This window comes from Streptomyces sp. CB03238 (genome assembly GCF_002099185.1).
In the GTDB taxonomy this organism is placed as follows: Bacteria; Actinomycetota; Actinomycetes; order Streptomycetales; family Streptomycetaceae; genus Streptomyces.
Map to the genome: position 1 here is coordinate 375,427 of NZ_NBCN01000003.1, position 17,243 is coordinate 392,669.

Annotated in this window: 19 protein-coding genes, 2 pseudogenes and 1 riboswitch; of the genes and pseudogenes, 15 read left to right on the plus strand and 6 right to left on the minus strand. The window is 73.3% G+C overall.

Features of this window, described 5'->3' with window-relative positions; translation table 11 throughout:
* Positions 1 to 77: 77 nt before the first annotated feature.
* Positions 78 to 377 carry a type II toxin-antitoxin system Phd/YefM family antitoxin gene (locus tag BKD26_RS06660; protein WP_084896777.1) on the minus strand — a complete coding sequence of 100 codons (300 nt, stop codon included), beginning with the start codon at positions 375 to 377 and terminating at the stop codon, positions 78 to 80.
* 62 nt (positions 378 to 439) lie between these two features.
* On the opposite strand from BKD26_RS06660, the gene BKD26_RS06665 reads away from it, so the two are divergent.
* The 4 genes from BKD26_RS06665 (at position 440) to BKD26_RS06680 (ending at position 2,940) form a co-directional block, all read left to right on the plus strand.
* Complete coding sequence (locus BKD26_RS06665) at positions 440 to 1,048, plus strand: ATP-dependent Clp protease proteolytic subunit (protein WP_084896779.1); 609 nt, start codon at positions 440 to 442, stop codon at positions 1,046 to 1,048.
* Positions 1,049 to 1,051: 3 nt separating this feature from the next.
* A complete protein-coding gene (locus BKD26_RS06670) occupies positions 1,052 to 1,369 on the plus strand; it encodes a hypothetical protein (RefSeq protein WP_084896781.1) in 318 nt (105 codons plus the stop codon).
* Positions 1,370 to 1,665: 296 nt separating this feature from the next.
* Positions 1,666 to 1,870, plus strand: a riboswitch (cyclic di-AMP (ydaO/yuaA leader).
* A gap of 4 nt (positions 1,871 to 1,874) precedes the next feature.
* Positions 1,875 to 2,351: a C40 family peptidase gene (locus BKD26_RS06675; RefSeq protein ID WP_084896784.1), complete on the plus strand. Its 477-nt coding sequence runs from the start codon at positions 1,875 to 1,877 to the stop codon at positions 2,349 to 2,351.
* Between the two features lie 52 nt (positions 2,352 to 2,403).
* Positions 2,404 to 2,940, plus strand: coding sequence for a DUF6328 family protein (locus BKD26_RS06680; RefSeq protein ID WP_084896786.1), 537 nt, complete (start codon positions 2,404 to 2,406; stop codon positions 2,938 to 2,940).
* On the opposite strand, the gene BKD26_RS06685 is transcribed toward BKD26_RS06680, so the two are convergent.
* Complete coding sequence (locus BKD26_RS06685) at positions 2,876 to 3,508, minus strand: LysE family translocator (protein ID WP_084896788.1); 633 nt, start codon at positions 3,506 to 3,508, stop codon at positions 2,876 to 2,878. The two genes, BKD26_RS06680 and BKD26_RS06685, sit on opposite strands and share 65 nt — an antisense overlap.
* Positions 3,509 to 3,582: 74 nt before the next feature.
* Between BKD26_RS06685 and BKD26_RS06690 the strand changes: the two genes are divergently transcribed.
* Positions 3,583 to 4,494: a LysR family transcriptional regulator gene (locus BKD26_RS06690; protein ID WP_084896790.1), complete on the plus strand. Its 912-nt coding sequence runs from the start codon at positions 3,583 to 3,585 to the stop codon at positions 4,492 to 4,494.
* Between the two features lie 583 nt (positions 4,495 to 5,077).
* On the opposite strand, the gene BKD26_RS06695 is transcribed toward BKD26_RS06690, so the two are convergent.
* On the minus strand, positions 5,078 to 5,509 hold the full coding sequence (locus BKD26_RS06695) for an ATP-binding protein (RefSeq protein ID WP_084896792.1): 432 nt from the start codon (positions 5,507 to 5,509) through the stop codon (positions 5,078 to 5,080).
* Positions 5,510 to 5,756: 247 nt separating this feature from the next.
* Here BKD26_RS06695 and BKD26_RS06700 point away from each other — a divergent pair.
* Both BKD26_RS06700 and BKD26_RS41195 read left to right on the plus strand, forming a co-directional pair.
* Positions 5,757 to 6,611, plus strand: a pseudogene (locus BKD26_RS06700) (helix-turn-helix transcriptional regulator); the annotation flags it as partial.
* A gap of 30 nt (positions 6,612 to 6,641) precedes the next feature.
* On the plus strand, positions 6,642 to 6,845 hold the full coding sequence (locus BKD26_RS41195; RefSeq protein ID WP_277622355.1) for a DUF397 domain-containing protein: 204 nt from the start codon (positions 6,642 to 6,644) through the stop codon (positions 6,843 to 6,845).
* Here the strand turns inward: BKD26_RS41195 and BKD26_RS06705 are convergent.
* Positions 6,838 to 8,052, minus strand: a complete 1,215-nt coding sequence (locus BKD26_RS06705) for an 8-amino-7-oxononanoate synthase (RefSeq protein WP_084896794.1) — start codon at positions 8,050 to 8,052, stop codon at positions 6,838 to 6,840. The genes BKD26_RS41195 and BKD26_RS06705 overlap by 8 nt on opposite strands.
* Positions 8,053 to 8,194: 142 nt before the next feature.
* Here BKD26_RS06705 and bioB point away from each other — a divergent pair, with 142 nt between their 5' ends.
* The 8 genes from bioB (at position 8,195) to BKD26_RS06745 (ending at position 16,345) form a co-directional block, all read left to right on the plus strand.
* Positions 8,195 to 9,346 (plus strand): biotin synthase BioB, encoded by a 1,152-nt coding sequence (gene bioB, locus BKD26_RS06710; RefSeq protein WP_084896796.1) that lies wholly within the window; start codon positions 8,195 to 8,197, stop codon positions 9,344 to 9,346.
* Positions 9,339 to 10,628 (plus strand): adenosylmethionine--8-amino-7-oxononanoate transaminase, encoded by a 1,290-nt coding sequence (locus tag BKD26_RS06715; protein WP_084896798.1) that lies wholly within the window; start codon positions 9,339 to 9,341, stop codon positions 10,626 to 10,628. Before bioB ends, BKD26_RS06715 begins: the two co-directional genes overlap by 8 nt.
* Before the next feature lies 1 nt (position 10,629).
* Positions 10,630 to 11,349, plus strand: coding sequence for a dethiobiotin synthase (gene bioD / locus BKD26_RS06720; RefSeq protein WP_084896800.1), 720 nt, complete (start codon positions 10,630 to 10,632; stop codon positions 11,347 to 11,349).
* A gap of 11 nt (positions 11,350 to 11,360) precedes the next feature.
* Positions 11,361 to 11,705 (plus strand): VOC family protein, encoded by a 345-nt coding sequence (locus tag BKD26_RS06725; protein WP_084896802.1) that lies wholly within the window; start codon positions 11,361 to 11,363, stop codon positions 11,703 to 11,705.
* Between the two features lie 47 nt (positions 11,706 to 11,752).
* Complete coding sequence (locus tag BKD26_RS06730) at positions 11,753 to 12,397, plus strand: class I SAM-dependent methyltransferase (RefSeq protein WP_084896804.1); 645 nt, start codon at positions 11,753 to 11,755, stop codon at positions 12,395 to 12,397.
* Between the two features lie 47 nt (positions 12,398 to 12,444).
* Complete coding sequence (locus tag BKD26_RS06735; protein ID WP_084896806.1) at positions 12,445 to 13,224, plus strand: SDR family oxidoreductase; 780 nt, start codon at positions 12,445 to 12,447, stop codon at positions 13,222 to 13,224.
* A gap of 70 nt (positions 13,225 to 13,294) precedes the next feature.
* Complete coding sequence (locus BKD26_RS06740; protein ID WP_084896808.1) at positions 13,295 to 15,778, plus strand: helix-turn-helix transcriptional regulator; 2,484 nt, start codon at positions 13,295 to 13,297, stop codon at positions 15,776 to 15,778.
* A gap of 9 nt (positions 15,779 to 15,787) precedes the next feature.
* Positions 15,788 to 16,345: a DNA-binding protein gene (locus BKD26_RS06745; protein WP_084896810.1), complete on the plus strand. Its 558-nt coding sequence runs from the start codon at positions 15,788 to 15,790 to the stop codon at positions 16,343 to 16,345.
* 71 nt (positions 16,346 to 16,416) lie between these two features.
* On the opposite strand, the gene BKD26_RS06750 is transcribed toward BKD26_RS06745, so the two are convergent.
* Both BKD26_RS06750 and BKD26_RS41200 read right to left on the minus strand, forming a co-directional pair.
* Positions 16,417 to 16,941, minus strand: a complete 525-nt coding sequence (locus tag BKD26_RS06750; protein WP_084896812.1) for an ATP-binding protein — start codon at positions 16,939 to 16,941, stop codon at positions 16,417 to 16,419.
* A 179-nt stretch (positions 16,942 to 17,120) separates the two neighbouring features.
* Positions 17,121 to 17,219, minus strand: a pseudogene (locus BKD26_RS41200) (peptidylprolyl isomerase); the annotation flags it as partial.
* Between the last annotated feature and the right edge of the window lie 24 nt (positions 17,220 to 17,243).

Genomic DNA, 17,243 nt, shown 5'->3' on the forward strand with positions numbered 1-17,243 from the left:
CTGACCGGCCAACCGGGGGGAGCCATCGACGGCTCCCCCCGGTTTCTTTTTCGCGTCGGGACCGGTCTGTGGGCCGGTCAGTGGTGCGGGCCGTGGTGCGGGCCGCCCGGGCGGTGTTCCGCGGCGATGCCGAAGCGGCCGCGGTCGACCGGGGCGGAGGACGGGACGTCGCGGACCGCGGCGACGGAGCGGATCACCTGCTCCTCCGCGGGCTCCTGCTCCGGCGCTTCGAGTCGTTCGAGGTCGGCAGCCGATACGAGCGCCACGAGCGGCTTGCCGTGACGGGTCACGACGACCCGTTCACCGCCGTACACCACGCGGTTGATCAGATCGGCGAGCTCCGCCCGGGCTTGCGTCACCGGAATCTCATAGGCCATGCTCCCATCATAACCGCCTGTACGTCCTGTACATTTTTTACAGAGACCTGAGGAGGCACGTCATGAGCCCTGCCGCGCGCCACGTCCTGCCCGAGTTCACCGAGCGCACCACTTCCGGCACCCGCACGCTCGATCCGTACTCCAAGCTGCTGGAGGAGCGGATCATCTTCCTGGGCACCCCCATCGACGACACCGCCGCCAACGACGTCATCGCACAGTTCCTGCACCTCGAGTACGCCGCGCCCGACCGGGACATCTCGCTCTACATCAACTCCCCCGGCGGCCCCCTCAGCGCCATGTCGGCCGTTTACGACACCATGCAGGTCGTCCGGTGCGACGTGGAGACCACCTGCATCGGCCAGGCCGCGTCGACCGCCGCCGTCCTGCTCGCCGCCGGCGCGCCCGGCAAGCGCATGGCCCTGCCCGGCGCGCGCGTGCTCGTCCAACAGCTCGCCATGGAGGAGCCGTTGCGCGGACAGCCGTCGGATCTGGACATCCAGGCGCGGGAGTTGCTGCGGCTGCGCGGCCAACTGGCAGGCATGCTCGCCCGCCACACCGGCCAGAGCCGCGAGCGCGTCGACGCCGACCTGGAGCGGGACACGGTCTTCGACGCGCCCGCCGCCGTGGCGTACGGCCTGGTCGACCATGTCGTCCCCAACCGCGGGAGGTGAGCGATGCGGCCGGACGAACCACCGCCGCTCCCCGCGCTGACCCGGGCCGAAAGCGCGTTCGTCGACAGCTGGCTCGAAGTCGTCGACCTGCTGGGGCGGATCAACCCGGCGCGCGCCACCCACACCTACAGCGCCCTGCGCGCGGCACAGGCCCTCGTCGGGCGTGCGACCGCGCTGCGCGACGCCCTGACCTCGATGCACGAGCGCGGTGAGAGCGACGTGCATGCCCATACGCTGGCGCGGGCGTTGCGGGTGCTTGACGGCGAGCGGCGCGCGGGACGCGTGACGGTGCCTCAGAATCGGGGCGTGGGACCGCCGTAGCTCTCCCCCGGATGGGCTCAGGAGTACGAGAACCGATCCCTCGTTCAGCGTACGCAACCGGACGAATTTCGTACGACGCGAGTTGCGCACCCGCCGTACACATCTGGCGGAATATCAGCTTCCGGCCCTGGTACGGGGATCGTCGGTGTCTCGCCGCCCGACCCCAAATCCACCCTGTCCACCCGAATGGATCAGTCGTGAGGAGCCTCACAAACGGCCGTTTCGACTCGGAATTTCACCCCGACATGGGCCAAGATCCCTGACGACGACAAGCCCCCGCCACCGCGGCGGGGCGGTCCGGGCGGACGCCGAGTCCTGCCGCCGTCCGGATGACTGGTCGACAGGAGTGGATCGGCAGGAGTGGAGGACCCAAGCAGTACGGGTGACCGAACGATGTTCGTCCCATCGGTCGCCCTTGGGGTGAAGCCGCGTCAGCGGCCGGGCAACTTCGCCAGTCCGAACCCGACAGGTCATCCTTCACAGGCGGCTGACGAAGGGTTGCGCAATGACCGCGCAGATTCATGTCCCGTCTCTGCTGTCCCGGGCCGGTGCCGTCTCGGCACTCACCCTCGCCGCCGTCGGCGGCCCGATGCTGGCGCCGGGCGCCGTATCCGAGGCGCAGGCCGTCCCGGCGCACGCGAGCAAGGCGCTGAACATCGCCGCGTCCAAGCAGGGCGCACCGTACAAGTACGGAGCCGCGGGCCCGTCCCGGTTCGACTGCTCCGGCCTGACGCTGTACTCGTACAAGAAGGCCGGCAAGACGCTGCCGCGCACGGCACAGCAGCAGTACAACAAGACCCGCCACATCTCCGCCTCCAGTCGGCAGAAGGGCGACCTGGTCTTCTTCCATCGTGGGAGCAACGTGTACCACGTCGGAATCTACGCGGGTAACAACAAGATCTGGCACTCACCGAAGTCGGGGTCGGTCGTGAAGCTGGACAAGATCTGGTCGAAGTCGGTCTGGTACGGACGCGTCCGCTGATCCTGCCGTGATCCCGCGGGCATGAGCCGTGGTGCGGGGGTACTCGTCGGGAATGTCCGGCGAGAGCCCCCGCACCGCGCGCAACGAGACGCCCCTGGAGCGTGCCGACCGCAACTTCGCCGAGCTGCTCCAGGAACTGCGCGTCACCCAGACCGGCGTCCAGATCCTGTTCGCCTTCCTGCTGACCCTGGCGTTCACACCCCGCTTCGCCGCCCTCGACTCCTACCAGCGAGGGATGTACGTCGGGACGCTGCTGCTCTCCGTCGTGGCGGCGGTGCTGCTCACCGCCCCTGCCGCGCTGCACCGCACGCTCTTCCAGCAGGGCGCCAAGGCCCGTATCGTCGCCGTGTCCTCCCGCCTGGCGAGACTCGGCCTCGCCGTCCTGGCCCTGGCGCTCACCTGCTCCGTGTCGCTGGTCGTGGACGTGGTGCACGGCCGGCCCGAGGGCCTGGCGGCGGGCGCCTTCACCCTGCTGGTCTGCGCCGGCCTGTGGGGGCTCCTCCCCCATCTCGTACGGCGCGGGCTCAGCGGCCGGCCACCGGAGCAGCCAGCAGCGACACACCCAGGGCGGCGAGTCCGCCACCGGTGACGCCCTGCACGGCCCTGGCGGTACGCGGCCGTCGCAGCCACCGCCCGAGCCGGTCCACCAGCAGCGCGACGGCCGGGAACCAGACCAGGGCGAGGACAACCACGATCGACGCCAGGAGCAGGGTGCGCGGCAGCACGGCCGCCCCGTCCGGCACGAACTGCGGCAGCAGGCTCAGGAAGAGGACGGGCGCCTTGGGGTTGAGGACGTTGGTCAGGAACCCCTGCCGGAGGCTGCGCCCCGCCCCCGGCCCCGCCCGCCCCTCGGCCTCCACGGGCCCCATGGTCCCCTTGAGGGCCCCGCGCACCGCCTGGACGCCCAGGTACAGGACGTACGCGCCGCCGGCGATCTGGAGCGTCCGGTAGAGGACCGGCACCGCGACCAGGACCGCGGCGAGCCCCGCGACGGCGAGGGCCGTGTGGACGACCAGCCCGCCCGCGACGCCCACGGCGCAGGCCACGCCCGCGCGGCGGGAGGCGAGGGAGTTTCGTACGACGACGGTGAAGTCGGCGCCGGGCATGGCGATCATGCCGGCCGCGACCCCGATGAAGGCGATGAGCTGTGCGTCCATGGCCCCTCATCCTGACGGGCGAAAGGCCTTAGCGTGTACGTGCAATCTTGAGGGTCTGTCTAAAGGAACGCTTAATGTACGACCCCGTCCGTCTGGCCGCGCTCGTCGCGGTCGCCGAGGCCGGTTCGATCACGCGGGCCGCCGGGCGGCTCGGCTACACGCCGCCCGCGCTCTCGCAGCAGCTCGCCAAGCTGGAGCGGGAGGCGGGCGCGCCGCTGCTCGTACGCCATCACCGTGGCGCCCGGCTCACAGCGGCGGGCGAGGTGCTGGTGGCGCGGGCGCGCCGGGTGCTGGACGAGATGGAACGGGCGCGGCACGAGCTGGCACTGCTGAGCGGGCTCACGGGCGGGCGGCTGCGCGTCGGCACCTTCACCACGGTGGGGATCCACCTGCTGCCGCCGGTGCTCAGCGCGTTCCGCCGCGCCCACCCGGACGTGGAGCTGGCGGTCACCGAGTACGAGCCGCCGCGCGGGGTGGCCGCGGTGGCGGCCGGGCAGGTCGACCTGGCGCTGACGCACGCGTACGAGCCGGCCGGCGCCGAACCGCTCCCCACGGGCGTGTTCCTGGAACCGCTGCTGGTCGAGGAACTGGTGCTGGTGACCGCGCCCGGTCATGTCCTCGCCGAGGGCTCGGGACGGCTCCCGGTGGCGGAGCTCTCGGACCAGCCCCTGATCAGCAGCGCCCCGGCGCATCCGCCGCGCCGTGGCGTGGAGGGCGCGCTCCGGGAGGCGGGCGCGCGACCGGCGGTGGTCTGCGAGTCCCCCGGTTACGCCCTGGTGTGCGCCCTGGTCAGCGCGGGCCTGGGCGTGGCGGTCGTCCCGGAGATGGTCGCCGCGATGGACCCGGCGCCCCTGGGTGTACGCCCCCTGGCCCCGGCAGCGTTCCGCCGCACCATCTCGGTCGCCCACCGCGGCGACGAATCCGGCCCGGCCGCCCAGTCACTCCGCGCGCTCCTCCGCGGCGGCTTCGCCCGGGGCGCCACGTAAGGCCCCCGCGACACCTGGGCGGCACGGCCCGGAGGGCCACATCCAGACGCCGGAGGCCAGGGAACGGCCCGCGAGGCGGGGTCGGGCGTGATACCAGGAGCCGAGCGGCCGGGGGCCAAGGGACCGCGAGCCGGGCAGGCCGGGGGCCCGGGAGCCGGGGCATGTGGCGGAGGCCAGGGAGGCGAGGCCACGGGCCGAGCTGGGGAGTCGCGAGCCGGGGCATTGGGCCGGGGGCTGCGAGCCTGGCAGCTGGGGCCGGGCAGCCGGGCCAGGGAGCCCGGGCACGGGGCCGGAAGCGGGGCTGGCGGCAGCGAGCCGGGAGCCGGGGCCGAAGGAGCCGAGCGGAGGCCAGGCACGGGGCCGGAGGCCGCGAGCCGGGGAGCCGCGAGTCGGAGGCTGGCGTCCAAGGGAGCCGCGAGCCGGAGGCTGGGGGCCAGGGAGCCGGGGCATGTGGCGGAGGCCGGGGAGGCGTGGCCACGGGCCGAGCCGGGGAGCCGCGAGCCGGAGGTTGGGGGGTCAGGGAGGCGGCGCACGGGCCGGAAGCCAGGGAGGCCGGGGGCCATAGTGCCGGGGCGTGGGGGGGTCAGGTCTGGACGGGGACGGTCCAGGGGAGGGCGATCCAGACCGTCTTGCCCCCCTCGGCGGTGGGGGTGACCGAGAGGCGGCCGCCGCATTCCGCGGTGAGCCAGCGGATGATGACCATGCCGCGGCCGTTGTCCTGCTGGACGGCGGCGGGCAGCCGTTGCGGCCAGCGCGGGTGACTGTCGGTGACGCCGATGCGCAGCTGCTCGTCGCGCTCCAGCCGGACGTCCACCGTGAACGTCGGCGACTGGCCGAAGGTGTGCTGAACGGCGTTGGTGGCGAGTTCCGAGACGATCAGCCGGACCGTGTCGGCCGTTTCGGCCTCGCCGGGGAGGCCCCATTCCGCGAGGACGTCCGCCACGTATCTCCGGGCGGTGGAGACCGAGGCGGGATCGCTCGGCAGAGTGACGGATGCTTCCTGATGGTCTGCCATGGCGACGCTGTCCCTTTCCCACCGGGGCCGGACTCCGACACGTACCGGATGTTTTGTGAGGACGGCCTCGGATTGTGCTTCGCGCCAGAGTGCCACTTATGTCGCCCTCGATGGGGGCGATCCACCAAGATCTGCATATATCTGTCGCTCGAAGCGGTGAACTCTGCCACGCGAGACCGGATTTGGGCGGCAAACTGACGGGCTGGCCCTATGGCGGGGGGGATGCCGGCAACGGGAGGAGGCGGTCATGCGAGGCACTCGGCACGGCCCGGCGGTGCGTCGGCGCAAGCTCGGCGAGGAGTTGCGCGGGCTGCGCCTGGCCGCGGGCCTCACCAGCCGGGAGGCGGCGCTGCTGGTGGGCTGGCACCAGTCGAAGGTGAGCCGGATCGAGACGGGTACGAGCGGGGTGTCGGGCGCGGACGTGGCGCGGCTGCTCGACGCCTACGGCGTCCACGAGCCGCGGCTGCGCGCCCTGTTGGAGGCGCTGGCGGGCGCGGCGGCGGACGGCGGCGGGGCGGGGTGGTGGCATGCGTACCGGGGTGTGATCCCGCCCCCGTACCAGGACTTCATCAGCCTGGAGGCGCAGGCGTGTACGGCGCGCACGCTGGAGACGTCAGTGGTGCCGGGCCTGTTGCAGACGGCGGACTACGCACGCGCGGTGACGCGGGCGGCGCTGGCGGGGGTGCCGGCGGCGACGGTCGAGTCCTTGGTACGGGTGCGGATCGCGCGGCAGGAAGTACTGCACGCCGATCCGCCGCTGCGGCTGGACGCGGTGCTCGACGAGGCGGTGCTGCGGCGGCAGGTGGGCGGCCCAGGGGTGATGCGGGAGCAGTTGCGGCAGTTGCTGGATTGGGCTCAGTTGCCTCATGTGCGGTTGCAGGTACTGCCGTTCTCCGCGGGCGAGTACGTCGGGCTCTCCGGGTCTTTCGTTATCTTCTCCTTTCCGAACATTTCTGATCTGGACGTGGTTGCTCTTGACCACTTGACGAGTAGCCTCTATCTCGAACGCATGGAAGACCTCGAGGCGTACTGCGCCGCTTTCCGCACCATGCAGGCGCACGCCCTGTCGCCCGAGGAGTCGTCGGAACTCATCGCCGGGATCGGTGACGGCGCGTGGGGAGAGGCACCCCACATGTCTGCTTACCTCGCACAGACCAACCTCACCTGGCGGCGCAGCAGCCGCAGCGTGGGTATGAACAACTGCGTCGAGGCCGCCCGCCTCGACGCCGCGCGACTGGCCGTACGCGACTCGAAGAACACCGCCAGGCCGCCGCTGCGCTTCTCCGCGACGGCCTGGACCTCCTTCGTCACCTCCCTGAAGGAGGAGGTCAGCTGACCGGGACCGGCGGCGCCGTACGGAGGATCGTCGCGACCGCCTCATCGATCTGACGTTCCGTCAGGTCGGCGCGGGCGGTCAGCCGGAGGCGTGAGATGCCGTCCGGCACCGACGGCGGCCGGAAGCACCCCACCGCGAGCCCTTCGGCCCGGCAGTCGGCCGCCCACCGCACGGCCTGCTCCGGCGAGGGAGCGCGTACGGAGACGACAGCGGCGTCCGGCCGCACGGCGGTCAGGCCCGCCGCCGTCAGCCGTGCGTGCAGAGTGGCCGCCACCGTACGCGCCCGGCCGGCCAGGCCCGGCTCGGCGCGCAGCAGCCGCAGGCTCGCCAGCGCGGCGCCCGCGGCGGCCGGGGCGAGGCCGGTGTCGAAGATGAACGTCCGGGCGGCGTTGACCAGGTGGTCGATCACCCGGGCCGGCCCGAGGACCGCTCCGCCCTGGCTGCCCAGGGACTTGGAGAGGGTGAGCGTGGCGACGACGTCCGGGCCGCCCGCGAGCCCCGCCCCGTGCAGCGCGCCCCGCCCGCCCTCGCCGAGCACGCCCAGGCCGTGCGCGTCGTCCACCACCAGCGCCGCGCCGTGGGCCCTGCAGGCCGCGGCGAGCCCGCCCAGCGGCGCCGCGTCACCGTCGACGGAGAAGACCGAGTCGGTGACCACCAGCGCCCGCCGCCCGGGGTGGGCGCCGAGGGTCTTGGCCACCGCCTCGGGGTCGGCGTGCGGGACGACCGCGGTCTCGGCGCGCGAGAGCCTGCAGCCGTCCACGATGGAGGCGTGGTTGCCCGCGTCGGAGACGATCAGCGAGCCGGGGGCGCTCAGCGCGGTCAGGGCGGCGAGGTTGGCCGCGTACCCGGACGAGAACACCAGCGCCGCCTCGAAACCGCAGAAACCGGCCAGCTCCCGCTCCAGCTCGGCGTGCAGCTCGGTGGTCCCGGTCACCAGGCGTGAGCCGGTCGCGCCCGCGCCCCAGCGGCGGGCGGCGTCGGCGGCCGCGGCGGTGATGTCCGGGTGGTGGGTGAGGCCGAGGTAGTCGTTGCTCGCGAGGTCCAGCAGCTCCGGCACGGCCGGTCGCGGACGGAGCGTACGCACCAGACCGGCGTCCGCGCGGCGGCGCGCCTCCTCGTCGGTCCAGTCGAAGGGCGAGGCGGGAGAGGTGTCGAGCGGCTGAGCGACCGGCGGGTCGGCGGGCGGGTCGAGCGGAGCCTGGGGCATGTCTGGTCCCTTTTGTAGACAGCGAACAGACCCTAACTGTGGTCGCGACGGGCCGGAGTGTGGTTATACACACACTCGAAAGCGGCTCTCCTGTGGGGTTCCTCCTTGGCCGCGGGCCGTGCCGTAGGCCAGGATCAGCGCCATGGACCTGCTGAACACGCTGGTGGACAAGGGGCTTCGGCGCGAGCTGCCGACCCGCGAAGAAGCGCTCGCCGTGCTGGCGACCTCGGACGACGAGCTGCTGGATGTGGTGGCCGCGGCCGGGAAGGTACGCCGTCAGTGGTTCGGGCGGCGGGTGAAGCTGAACTACCTGGTCAACCTCAAGTCCGGTCTGTGCCCGGAGGACTGCTCGTACTGCTCGCAGCGGCTCGGCTCCAAGGCGGAGATCCTCAAGTACACCTGGCTGAAGCCGGAGGAGGCCTCGAAGGCGGCCGCCGCGGGCGTCGCGGGCGGCGCGAAGCGGGTCTGCCTGGTCGCCAGCGGCCGGGGCCCCACGGACCGGGACGTCGACCGCGTCTCGAAGACCATCGAGGCCATCAAGGAGGAGAACGAGGGCGTCGAGGTGTGCGCGTGCCTCGGGCTGCTCTCGGACGGCCAGGCGGAGCGGCTGCGGACGGCGGGGGCCGACGCGTACAACCACAACCTCAATACGTCCGAGGGGACGTACGGGGACATTACGACCACGCACACGTACGCGGACCGTGTGGACACCGTGCAGAAGGCGCACGCGGCGGGCCTGTCGGCCTGCTCCGGGCTGATCGCGGGCATGGGTGAGAGCGACGAGGACCTGGTCGACGTCGTCTTCGCGCTGCGCGAGCTGGACCCGGACTCGGTGCCGGTGAACTTCCTGATCCCGTTCGAGGGCACTCCGCTGGCCAAGGAGTGGAACCTGACCCCGCAGCGGGCGCTGCGCATCCTGGCGATGGTCCGGTTCGTCTGCCCGGACGTGGAGGTCCGGCTGGCGGGCGGGCGCGAGGTGCACCTGCGTACGCTCCAGCCGCTCGCCCTGCACCTGGCCAACTCGATCTTCCTGGGCGACTACCTCACCAGCGAGGGCCAGGCCGGCAAGGCGGACCTGGAGATGATCGCGGACGCCGGCTTCGAGGTGGAGGGCACGGACACCACCACGCTGCCCGAGCACCGGGCGGACGCCGCCTCCTGCGGAACCGGCGGCGGCTGCGGCTCCGGTTCCGTGTGCTCGTCGGACGAGGAGCCGGAGGTTTCGGCCGCCCGTCCCGACCTGGTGGCGGTGCGCCGTCGCGGCGCCGGCACGGACCTCGCCCCCAATGCGTGACCTCGACACCGCCGAGCTGATCGCCCTCGACCGGGCCCACGTCTGGCATCCGTACGGACCCATGCCGGGCCGTACGGACCCGCTCGTCGTGGAGTCCGCCTCGGGGGTACGGCTGCGGCTCGCCGAACCGGCGTACGGGCAGGACGAGCTGGTCGACGGCATGTCCTCCTGGTGGTCGGCCGTCCACGGCTACAACCACCCGGTGCTGAACGAGGCGGCGCGCGACCAGCTGGACCGGATGAGCCATGTGATGTTCGGCGGGCTCACCCATGAGCCGGCCGTGCGGCTGGCCACCCGGCTGGTGGAGATCACGCCCGAGCCGTTGCGGCACGTCTTCCTCTCCGACTCGGGCTCGGTGTCGGTCGAGGTCGCGATCAAGATGTGCCTGCAGTACTGGCGCTCGGTGGGCCGCCCGGCCAAGCGGCGGATGCTGACCTGGCGCGGCGGCTACCACGGCGACACGTGGCAGCCGATGTCGGTGTGCGATCCCGAGGGCGGGATGCACGAGCTGTGGTCGGGGGCGCTGCCGCGGCAGATCTTCGCGGGGCCGCCGCCGGTCACGTACGAGGAGTCGTACGCGGAGCAGCTGCGGGAGGCGATCGGGCGGCACGCGGACGAGCTGGCCGCGGTGATCGTCGAGCCGGTGGTGCAGGGCGCGGGTGGGATGCGGTTCCACGACCCGGCGTATCTGCGGGTGCTGCGCGAGGCGTGCGACGCGCACGACGTGCTGCTGGTGTTCGACGAGATCGCGACCGGTTTCGGGCGCACGGGCACGCTGTTCGCGGCGGAGCACGCGCGCGTGGCGCCGGATGTGATGTGCCTGGGCAAGGCGCTGACCGGCGGCTACCTGTCGCTGGCGGCGACCCTGTGCAGCACACGCGTGGCGGACGGCATCTCGCGGGGCGAGGTGCCGGTGCTGGCACACGGACCCACGTTCATGGGCAACCCGCTGGCCACGGCCGTGGCGTGCGCCTCGATCGACCTGCTGCTCGGCCAGGACTGGGCGCGGGAGGTCAAGCGGATAGAGGCGGGACTGCGGGACGGCCTGGCGCAGGCCGCCGAGCTGCCGGGGGTGCGCGAGGTGCGCGTGCTCGGCGCCATCGGCGTCGTCCAGCTGGACCGTCCGGTGGACATGGCGGCCGCGACGGCCGCGGCGGTGCGCGAGGGCGTGTGGCTGCGGCCGTTCCGGGACCTGGTGTACGTGATGCCGCCGTACGTCACGGGTGACGAGGACCTGGCACGGATCTGCCGCGGAGTGTGCGCGGCGGCACGGGAGGGCTGAGATGTCGGTACTGGTGGTCAGCGGTACGGGGACGGAGATCGGCAAGACGGTCGTCACGTCGGCCGTCGCGGCGGTGGCGCGGGCGGCGGGGCGGTCGGTGGCCGTGCTGAAACCCGCGCAGACCGGGGTCGGCCCGGGTGAGCGGGGCGACGCGGACGAGGTCGTACGGCTCGCCGGGGGCGGTGTCACGCCGGTGGAACTGGCACGCTTCCCGGAGCCGTTGGCGCCCGTGACGGCCGCGCGGCGGGCGGGCATGGCCCCCGTGGGTCCGGAGGAGGTGGCGCGGGCCGCGCGGAAGCTGGCCGACGACCACGACCTGGTCCTGGTGGAGGGCGCGGGCGGGCTCCTCGTGCGGTACGACGAGGAGGGCGGCACACTCGCTGACGCGGCCCGGCTGCTGGACGCGCCGGTGCTGGTCGTGGCGCCCCCGGGGCTCGGCACGCTCAACATGGTGACGCTCACCGGTGAGGCGCTGCGGGCGCGCGGGCTGGAGCAGGCGGGCGTCGTCATCGGCAGCTGGCCGGACGAGCCGGGGCTCGCCGAGCGCTGCAACGTCGCCGAGCTGCCGGAGGTGGCGGGCGCGCCGCTGCTGGGCGCGGTGCCGTCGGGCGCGGCGGCGCTGGCGGTCGGCGAGTTCCGCGCGGCGGCCGGGGGCTGGCTCGCCCCGGCGCTCGGCGGCGCGTGGGATGCGGAGGCGTTCGCCGCGGCCGTACGCTCCTGATCGTGCCTGCCATGCGAGCTGTTGTCAGCGAGATCGTGTTCGACTGCGCCGACCCGGCCGCGCTGGTCCGCTTCTGGGCCGCGCTGCTGGGCGGCGAGCCCGTCGACCGGAGCCCGGACTGGTCGTACGTGGATCCGCCGGGCTTCGTACGGGTCGCCTTCCAGCGCGTACCGGAGGGCAAGGCCGCGAAGAACCGGCTCCATCCGGACCTGGAGGCGGGCGACGTGGACACCGCCGCCGCCGAGGCGGTACGGCTCGGCGCGGTGCGGGTCGGCGACGTCGTGGCGGACGACTACGGCGACTTCCAGGTGCTGCGGGATCCCGAGGGCAACGAGTTCTGCTTCGTCAGCGGCTGACGGGGGGACACTGACGGTGTCAGCCCCCTTCCGCCGGGAGGTCCGCGATGCGGGACACCGTCCACCACCCGCTGTTCGCCCGCTTCTACGCGCGCATGAGCGTCGCCATGGACACCAAGGGCGGCGTCGCCGCGTACCGGGACGAGCTGCTCGCCGGGCTCTCCGGCCGGGTCATCGAGGTCGGCGCCGGCAACGGGCTGAACTTCGCGCACTACCCGGGCGCCGTGTCGGAGGTCGTCGCGATCGAACCGGAGCGGCGACTGCGGCAGTTGGCCGCGAGCGCGGGGCTGCGCGCCGAGGTGCCCGTGGATGTGGTGCCGGGCGTGGCGGAGGCGCTGCCGGTGAAGAGCGAGGCGTTCGACGCGGCGGTCGCGTCGCTGGTGCTGTGTACGGTACGGGACCTGCCACGGGCGCTCGGGGAGCTGCGGCGGGTGCTGCGGCCGGGCGGTGAGCTGCGGTTCTTCGAGCACGGGGTGGCCCAGGGGCGGGCACTGGCGACGGCTCAGCGGGCGCTGGACCGTACGGTGTGGCCGCTGCTGTTCGGGGGCTGCCACACGGCGCGGGATCCGCTGGCCGCGATCGAGGCGGCGGGGTTCGAGGTCGTCACGTACCGCCGGCTCCGCATCCCGGAGAAGGGGCCGCAGATGCCGACGTCGCCGTGCGTGCTGGGTGTGGCACGGCGGCCGGCCTGAGCCTTCCCGCCCAGGGGCGGCGCCGACGCTCGGATTAGGGTGCGGACATGACATCGCACGCGTACCTCTCGCACCTCTTCTCGCTCGACGGCCGGGTGGCCCTGGTGACGGGCGGCAGTTCCGGCATCGGCCGGGCGATCGCGGGTGCCCTCGCGCGGGCGGGGGCGAGCGTCGTGATCGTCGCGCGCCGGGAGGCGGAGCTGGCGGCCACGGTCGACGAGTTGGTGGCCGACGGCTGCCGGGCCGCGTGGGTGAGCGGTGACCTCTCCACCCGCGAGGGTGTGCGGGCGGCGGCGGATGAGGCGGCCGGGGTCTTCGGGGAGCCCGACATCCTCGTCAACAGCGCCGGAATCAACCTGCGGCCGCCGATGGGCGAGCTGGGCGAGGACGTCTGGGACGCCACGATGGCGGTGAACCTGGAGGCCCCTTATCTGCTGGGGCAGCGGTTCGGCCCGGGTATGGCCGAGCGGGGCTTCGGGCGGATCATCCACGTCACCTCGCAGCAGGCGCACCGGGCGTTCGTGCAGAGCGGGGCGTACGGGGTGTCCAAGGGCGGCCTGGAGTCGCTGGCCCGTTCGCAGGCCGAGGCGTGGTCGGCGTACGGCGTCACCTGCAACACGCTGGTGCCCGGCTTCGTGCTGACACCGCTCAACGCCCGGCTCCAGGAGGACCCGGAGACGGTCGCGGCGCTGGCCTCGCGCACGATGGTGGGGCGCAACGGGCTGGCGGACGACTTCGCGGGCGCGGCGGTGTTCCTGGCGAGTGCCGCGTCGGCGTACGTCACCGGGCACGCGCTCTTCGTCGACGGCGGGCTGTCCGTCCACTGACCGTGTGTGTCCGGCGTTCGGTGCGGTGTGCGTTTCGCGCTAGGGTGATCGTCACTGGAGGTGACGCACCGTGCCCAACGAGCAGGAGCACCTGTTCGCGGCGGTCGACGCGCTGCTGGAGCAGGCGGCGCAGGACGCCCTGCCCGAGCCGGACGAGCGGAAGCGGCTGCGGGAGGCCGCCGGGCTGAGCCAGGAGCAGATCGCGAAGGCGCTGTCGGTACGCCGCGAGACGGTCACCGGCTGGGAAACGGGCCGCACCGAGCCCCGGGCGCCGAAGCGGGCGGCCTACGCGAGGCTCCTGTCGGGCCTCGCCGAACGCCACCCCGCCCCACGTCACCGGCCGGCGGCCCCGGAGGACCCGGCCCCACCACGCCCGGCGGTGCCCCCCGAGGCGCCAGGCACGCCACGCCACGCTGCGGCCCCCGAGGGACCGGGCGCGACTTCCCCGCAGCGGGCCCCGGCGCCCGGGGCCGAAGCCGCCGGACCCGCGTCGCCACCGGCCAGCGATTCGCCGGGCACGCAGCGCCCCGCGGCGTCCCCGTCGGGCACGGCAGGCACGACTCCCCCGCAGCGGGTGGCCGCGCCCGGGCCCGCCGCGTCGCCGCCGGCCGGCGGTTCGCCGCGCACCGCGGCCGAAGCATCCGGAGCACCGAGCACCGGCACGGCCGCCGCCTCGCGCTCGGGCGGAGGCTCGGGCGCACCCGCTCATCAGGTGCCGCCCGGCACACCGGCCACCGGCCTGGTGGTTCAGGTGCCCGGCGCAGCCGCCACCGGCCCCGTCCCGGCCGACCACGCGCCCCTCGCCCAGGCGCCCGCCCGGCGCGTGGCGCCCCCGCCCCGGCGGGCGGTGGCCGCGCAGCCGCACACCGACGAGGCCGACGGCCGGTTCGTGAACGGGCCGGTCGCCGTGCTGGACGGGGAGGGGAACGCGTACTGCGCCGGGGGCCTAATCCTCGACTGCCCCGCCCGGGACGTCCCGGCGCTCGTCGAATGGGCGCTCGGCGAGGCGCGGCTGGGCGCGCCCCGGCTGCACCGCAACGGCAGGGACGCCGACCCCCTCGTCGTCCTCACCGAGCCCGCGGCCGTGCGCCTCGGGCTGCCGGCCGAACTGGCCGACCGGCGCGGGCTGCGGCTGCCGGAGGACCACGAGGTGGTACGCCAGGTCGCGAAGGCCAAGTGGCGGCTGACGCGCCGGGGGTTCGGTCCGTGGGCCTGGGTGTACCGCCCGGCGCAGGGCAGCCGTCGCGTCTGCGTGCAGCTCGCCGTCCTGCCGTGGGGGGCGCTGGACGCCCGCGCGTGGGGCGACGCCGCCGCGCTGCCGCCGGCCGAGCTGGCCGACGTACTCGCCACATACGCCGCCCGGGTCATCACCCCGCGCGGCACCACCGCCGTGTGCGGGCTGGAGCTGATGACCGCGCTGCGCCCGCCGACCCGGGCCGTGCGGGACGAGGCCACCGGCGCATGGGTGTCCGCCCCGAGCCCCGGAACCCTCACCGAGCCGGTGGACCCGGCGCCACCCGAGGCCCCGGACGAGCACCCGGTCGTCGCGCGGCTGTACCCGCGCGGGCACCGGCGTACGCCCGACGAGGTCCTCGACGAGGAGGCGTACGACTGGATCCGCGACCCGGAGCTGCTCACCGACGCCGAGTGCGCGAAGCCGTACGCCGTCGGCATCGACGTCAACATGGCGTTCGCGGCGGCCGCGAACCGGCTCACGGTCGGCCTCGGCGCGCCGGTCCACGTCACGTCGCCGGTGTTCGACAAGAAGACGCCGGGCTGTTGGCTGGTGGACCTCTCCGGCGTCGACGTGGACCCCCGCCTGCCGAACCCGTTCACGCCGCACGGCGCCCGGCCCGAGGGACCGGCCTGGTACGCCACGCCGACCGTGGCGTACGCGATCGAGCTGGGCCACGAGGTCCGGCCGGCCGAGGCGTACCTGCGCCCCGACAACGGCGCGTACCTGGACGCCTGGTACACACGGCTGCGCGACGCCTACCTGGCGACCATGGAGGAGCTGGGCGTACGCGCCGGTATGCCGGAGGCGGAGTTCCTCGCCGCGATGGAGGCGGTCGACCGGCTCAAGGTGGAGGACCCGGGGCGGGCCGCCGTCCTGTCGGCGATCAAGTCGACCGTCAAGGGCGGTATCGGCAAGCTCCGGGAGCGCCCGCAGGGTGCGGGTTACCGCCCCGGGGAGCGGTGGCCGGCGCTGGACCGCCCCACCTGGCGGCCCGACATCCGCGCGGCCGTCATCTCCGCCGCCCGGGTCAACATGCACCGCAAGATGCGCCGTCTCGCCGAGGGGGCGGGGCTGTTCCCCATCGCGGTCCTGTCCGACTGCGCCGTCTACCTCTCCGACGGCCCGAGCCCGCTGGACTTCCTGCCGCGCACCACCGACGGCGCGCCTCTTCCCGGCGGTTTCCGGGTGGGCGTCTCGCCCGGCATGGTCAAGCACGAGGGCACGCAGTCCCTGATGTGGGCGGTGCGGCTGCTGGACGAGGGCCACAACCCGGCCCGTCACATCAAGGGCACGGACGCGGCGGCGGGCGGGGAGTAGGAGCGAGCGATGGGCATCCTGGGCGAGAGCCTCGAGCGGGCGACGGCCAACGCGTTCACACGGCCGATCCCCAAGTCGGCGGGCGCGCAAGTCAGGTTCCTCGTCAAGAGCGAGAAGGGCTCCACCAGGGCCGTCGCACGGCGCCTCGGCGTCTCGCAGCGGACGGTGGAGCGGTACGTGAAGAACCAGATCAGGCACCCGCGTCCGGAGCTGGCCGCCCGGCTCGTGGAGGAGGTGCGCAAGAGCTGGCAGCCGCGCGTACGCCGGCGGGCCCGGGAGGCCGCCGCCACGACGGGCGGCATCGTGATCGAGACGCGGGCCAGGTTCGGATTCACCGCCGCCCCCGGCTCCACCGACGACAGCCGGCTGCGCCTGATCACCCAGCACCTCCCCCCGGAGTACGCGGCGCGCCTCTTCGAGGCCCAGGAGGCGGGCGCGGAGGAACAGCGGCTGCGGGAGATCGCGGCGGAGGGCCTGCAGGAGCAGTACTTCAAGGACCGGGGCCGCCGCGCGCAGGGCCTGCACGTCGAGTTCACCGACATCGACTACGTGGAGCTGGACTTCTGACGACCTCGCGAGCGTCCGCCGTCTGTCCCTGTGTGGTGAGCCGAAGCACGCCAGTTGTCAGGTCGTTTCTCTCAACTCTTGACGGCCTCTGCGATCTGCAGGGCGGCTTCGGCGGGTGTGAGGTGCGTGGTGTCGACGACCTCGGCCTCGGCGTGCAGCCACGTGCGGGCCGCCTCGGCGTAGGGCTCAAGGTATTGGAGACGGAACGGGGAGTCGGGGCCAAGAACAGTGTCACCCGCGATGCGCGCACGGAGGGTGTCCTGGTCGGCATGGAGGACGAAGTGCCGGACCTGAATGGCATGCTGGGCAAGGCCCGAGCTGATCTCGCGCCAGTACTGCTCGACCAGGACGGTCATGGGCATCACCAGAGTGCCACCGGTGTAGTCGAGGACGCGTCGGGCGGTCTCGACTACGAGCGGTCGCCACGGCGGCCAGTGCTGGAAGTTGTCCGTCGTGGGCAGCCCTGGCGTGATGTCCATGAGTGTCTCGCCGACCTTCTCGGCGTCGAACACCCGTGAATGCGAGATCAGCTGCTGCACGAGCGCACTGGTCGTCGTCTTGCCTGCGCCATGGGTGCCGTTGAGCCATACGATCATGAGACTCGACGCTAGCGTCGTGCGGGCCGCGGGAACAGGCACAGCAGAACTCCGCTATGGCTTCGGTGTGTCTCACAGTGGCGCCAGCCACCAAGATCAGGCGTCGCGTCGAGTAGCGGCTTGAGGGCTCGGTAGTAGCCCTGGAGACCGGCAGCCAGATGAGAGGCGATCAGCTCTGGCTCGTATCCGGGACCGCCCCTGCCCGTACCCAGGGGGTCACCGCCCTGGATCATGAAACCGTCGATGACCCGGTGGAAGGTCGTCCCGTTGTACAGAGGACCCTGCCCGTGGCGGCGGTACCT

Coding starts and splice junctions, on each gene's coding strand:
- BKD26_RS06695 (WP_084896792.1), bottom strand. CDS start 5,509: ATGGCAGACCATCAGGAAGCATCCGTCACTCTGCCGAGCGATCCCGCC.
- BKD26_RS06750 (WP_084896812.1), bottom strand. CDS start 16,941: ATGATCGTATGGCTCAACGGCACCCATGGCGCAGGCAAGACGACGACC.
- BKD26_RS06730 (WP_084896804.1), top strand. CDS start 11,753: ATGCGGGACACCGTCCACCACCCGCTGTTCGCCCGCTTCTACGCGCGC.
- bioB (WP_084896796.1), top strand. CDS start 8,195: ATGGACCTGCTGAACACGCTGGTGGACAAGGGGCTTCGGCGCGAGCTG.
- BKD26_RS41195 (WP_277622355.1), top strand. CDS start 6,642: ATGTCTGCTTACCTCGCACAGACCAACCTCACCTGGCGGCGCAGCAGC.
- BKD26_RS06680 (WP_084896786.1), top strand. CDS start 2,404: ATGTCCGGCGAGAGCCCCCGCACCGCGCGCAACGAGACGCCCCTGGAG.
- BKD26_RS06665 (WP_084896779.1), top strand. CDS start 440: ATGAGCCCTGCCGCGCGCCACGTCCTGCCCGAGTTCACCGAGCGCACC.
- BKD26_RS06725 (WP_084896802.1), top strand. CDS start 11,361: ATGCGAGCTGTTGTCAGCGAGATCGTGTTCGACTGCGCCGACCCGGCC.
- bioD (WP_084896800.1), top strand. CDS start 10,630: ATGTCGGTACTGGTGGTCAGCGGTACGGGGACGGAGATCGGCAAGACG.
- BKD26_RS06685 (WP_084896788.1), bottom strand. CDS start 3,508: ATGGACGCACAGCTCATCGCCTTCATCGGGGTCGCGGCCGGCATGATC.
- BKD26_RS06735 (WP_084896806.1), top strand. CDS start 12,445: ATGACATCGCACGCGTACCTCTCGCACCTCTTCTCGCTCGACGGCCGG.
- BKD26_RS06715 (WP_084896798.1), top strand. CDS start 9,339: ATGCGTGACCTCGACACCGCCGAGCTGATCGCCCTCGACCGGGCCCAC.
- BKD26_RS06745 (WP_084896810.1), top strand. CDS start 15,788: ATGGGCATCCTGGGCGAGAGCCTCGAGCGGGCGACGGCCAACGCGTTC.
- BKD26_RS06670 (WP_084896781.1), top strand. CDS start 1,052: ATGCGGCCGGACGAACCACCGCCGCTCCCCGCGCTGACCCGGGCCGAA.
- BKD26_RS06675 (WP_084896784.1), top strand. CDS start 1,875: ATGACCGCGCAGATTCATGTCCCGTCTCTGCTGTCCCGGGCCGGTGCC.
- BKD26_RS06705 (WP_084896794.1), bottom strand. CDS start 8,052: ATGCCCCAGGCTCCGCTCGACCCGCCCGCCGACCCGCCGGTCGCTCAG.
- BKD26_RS06690 (WP_084896790.1), top strand. CDS start 3,583: ATGTACGACCCCGTCCGTCTGGCCGCGCTCGTCGCGGTCGCCGAGGCC.
- BKD26_RS06660 (WP_084896777.1), bottom strand. CDS start 377: ATGGCCTATGAGATTCCGGTGACGCAAGCCCGGGCGGAGCTCGCCGAT.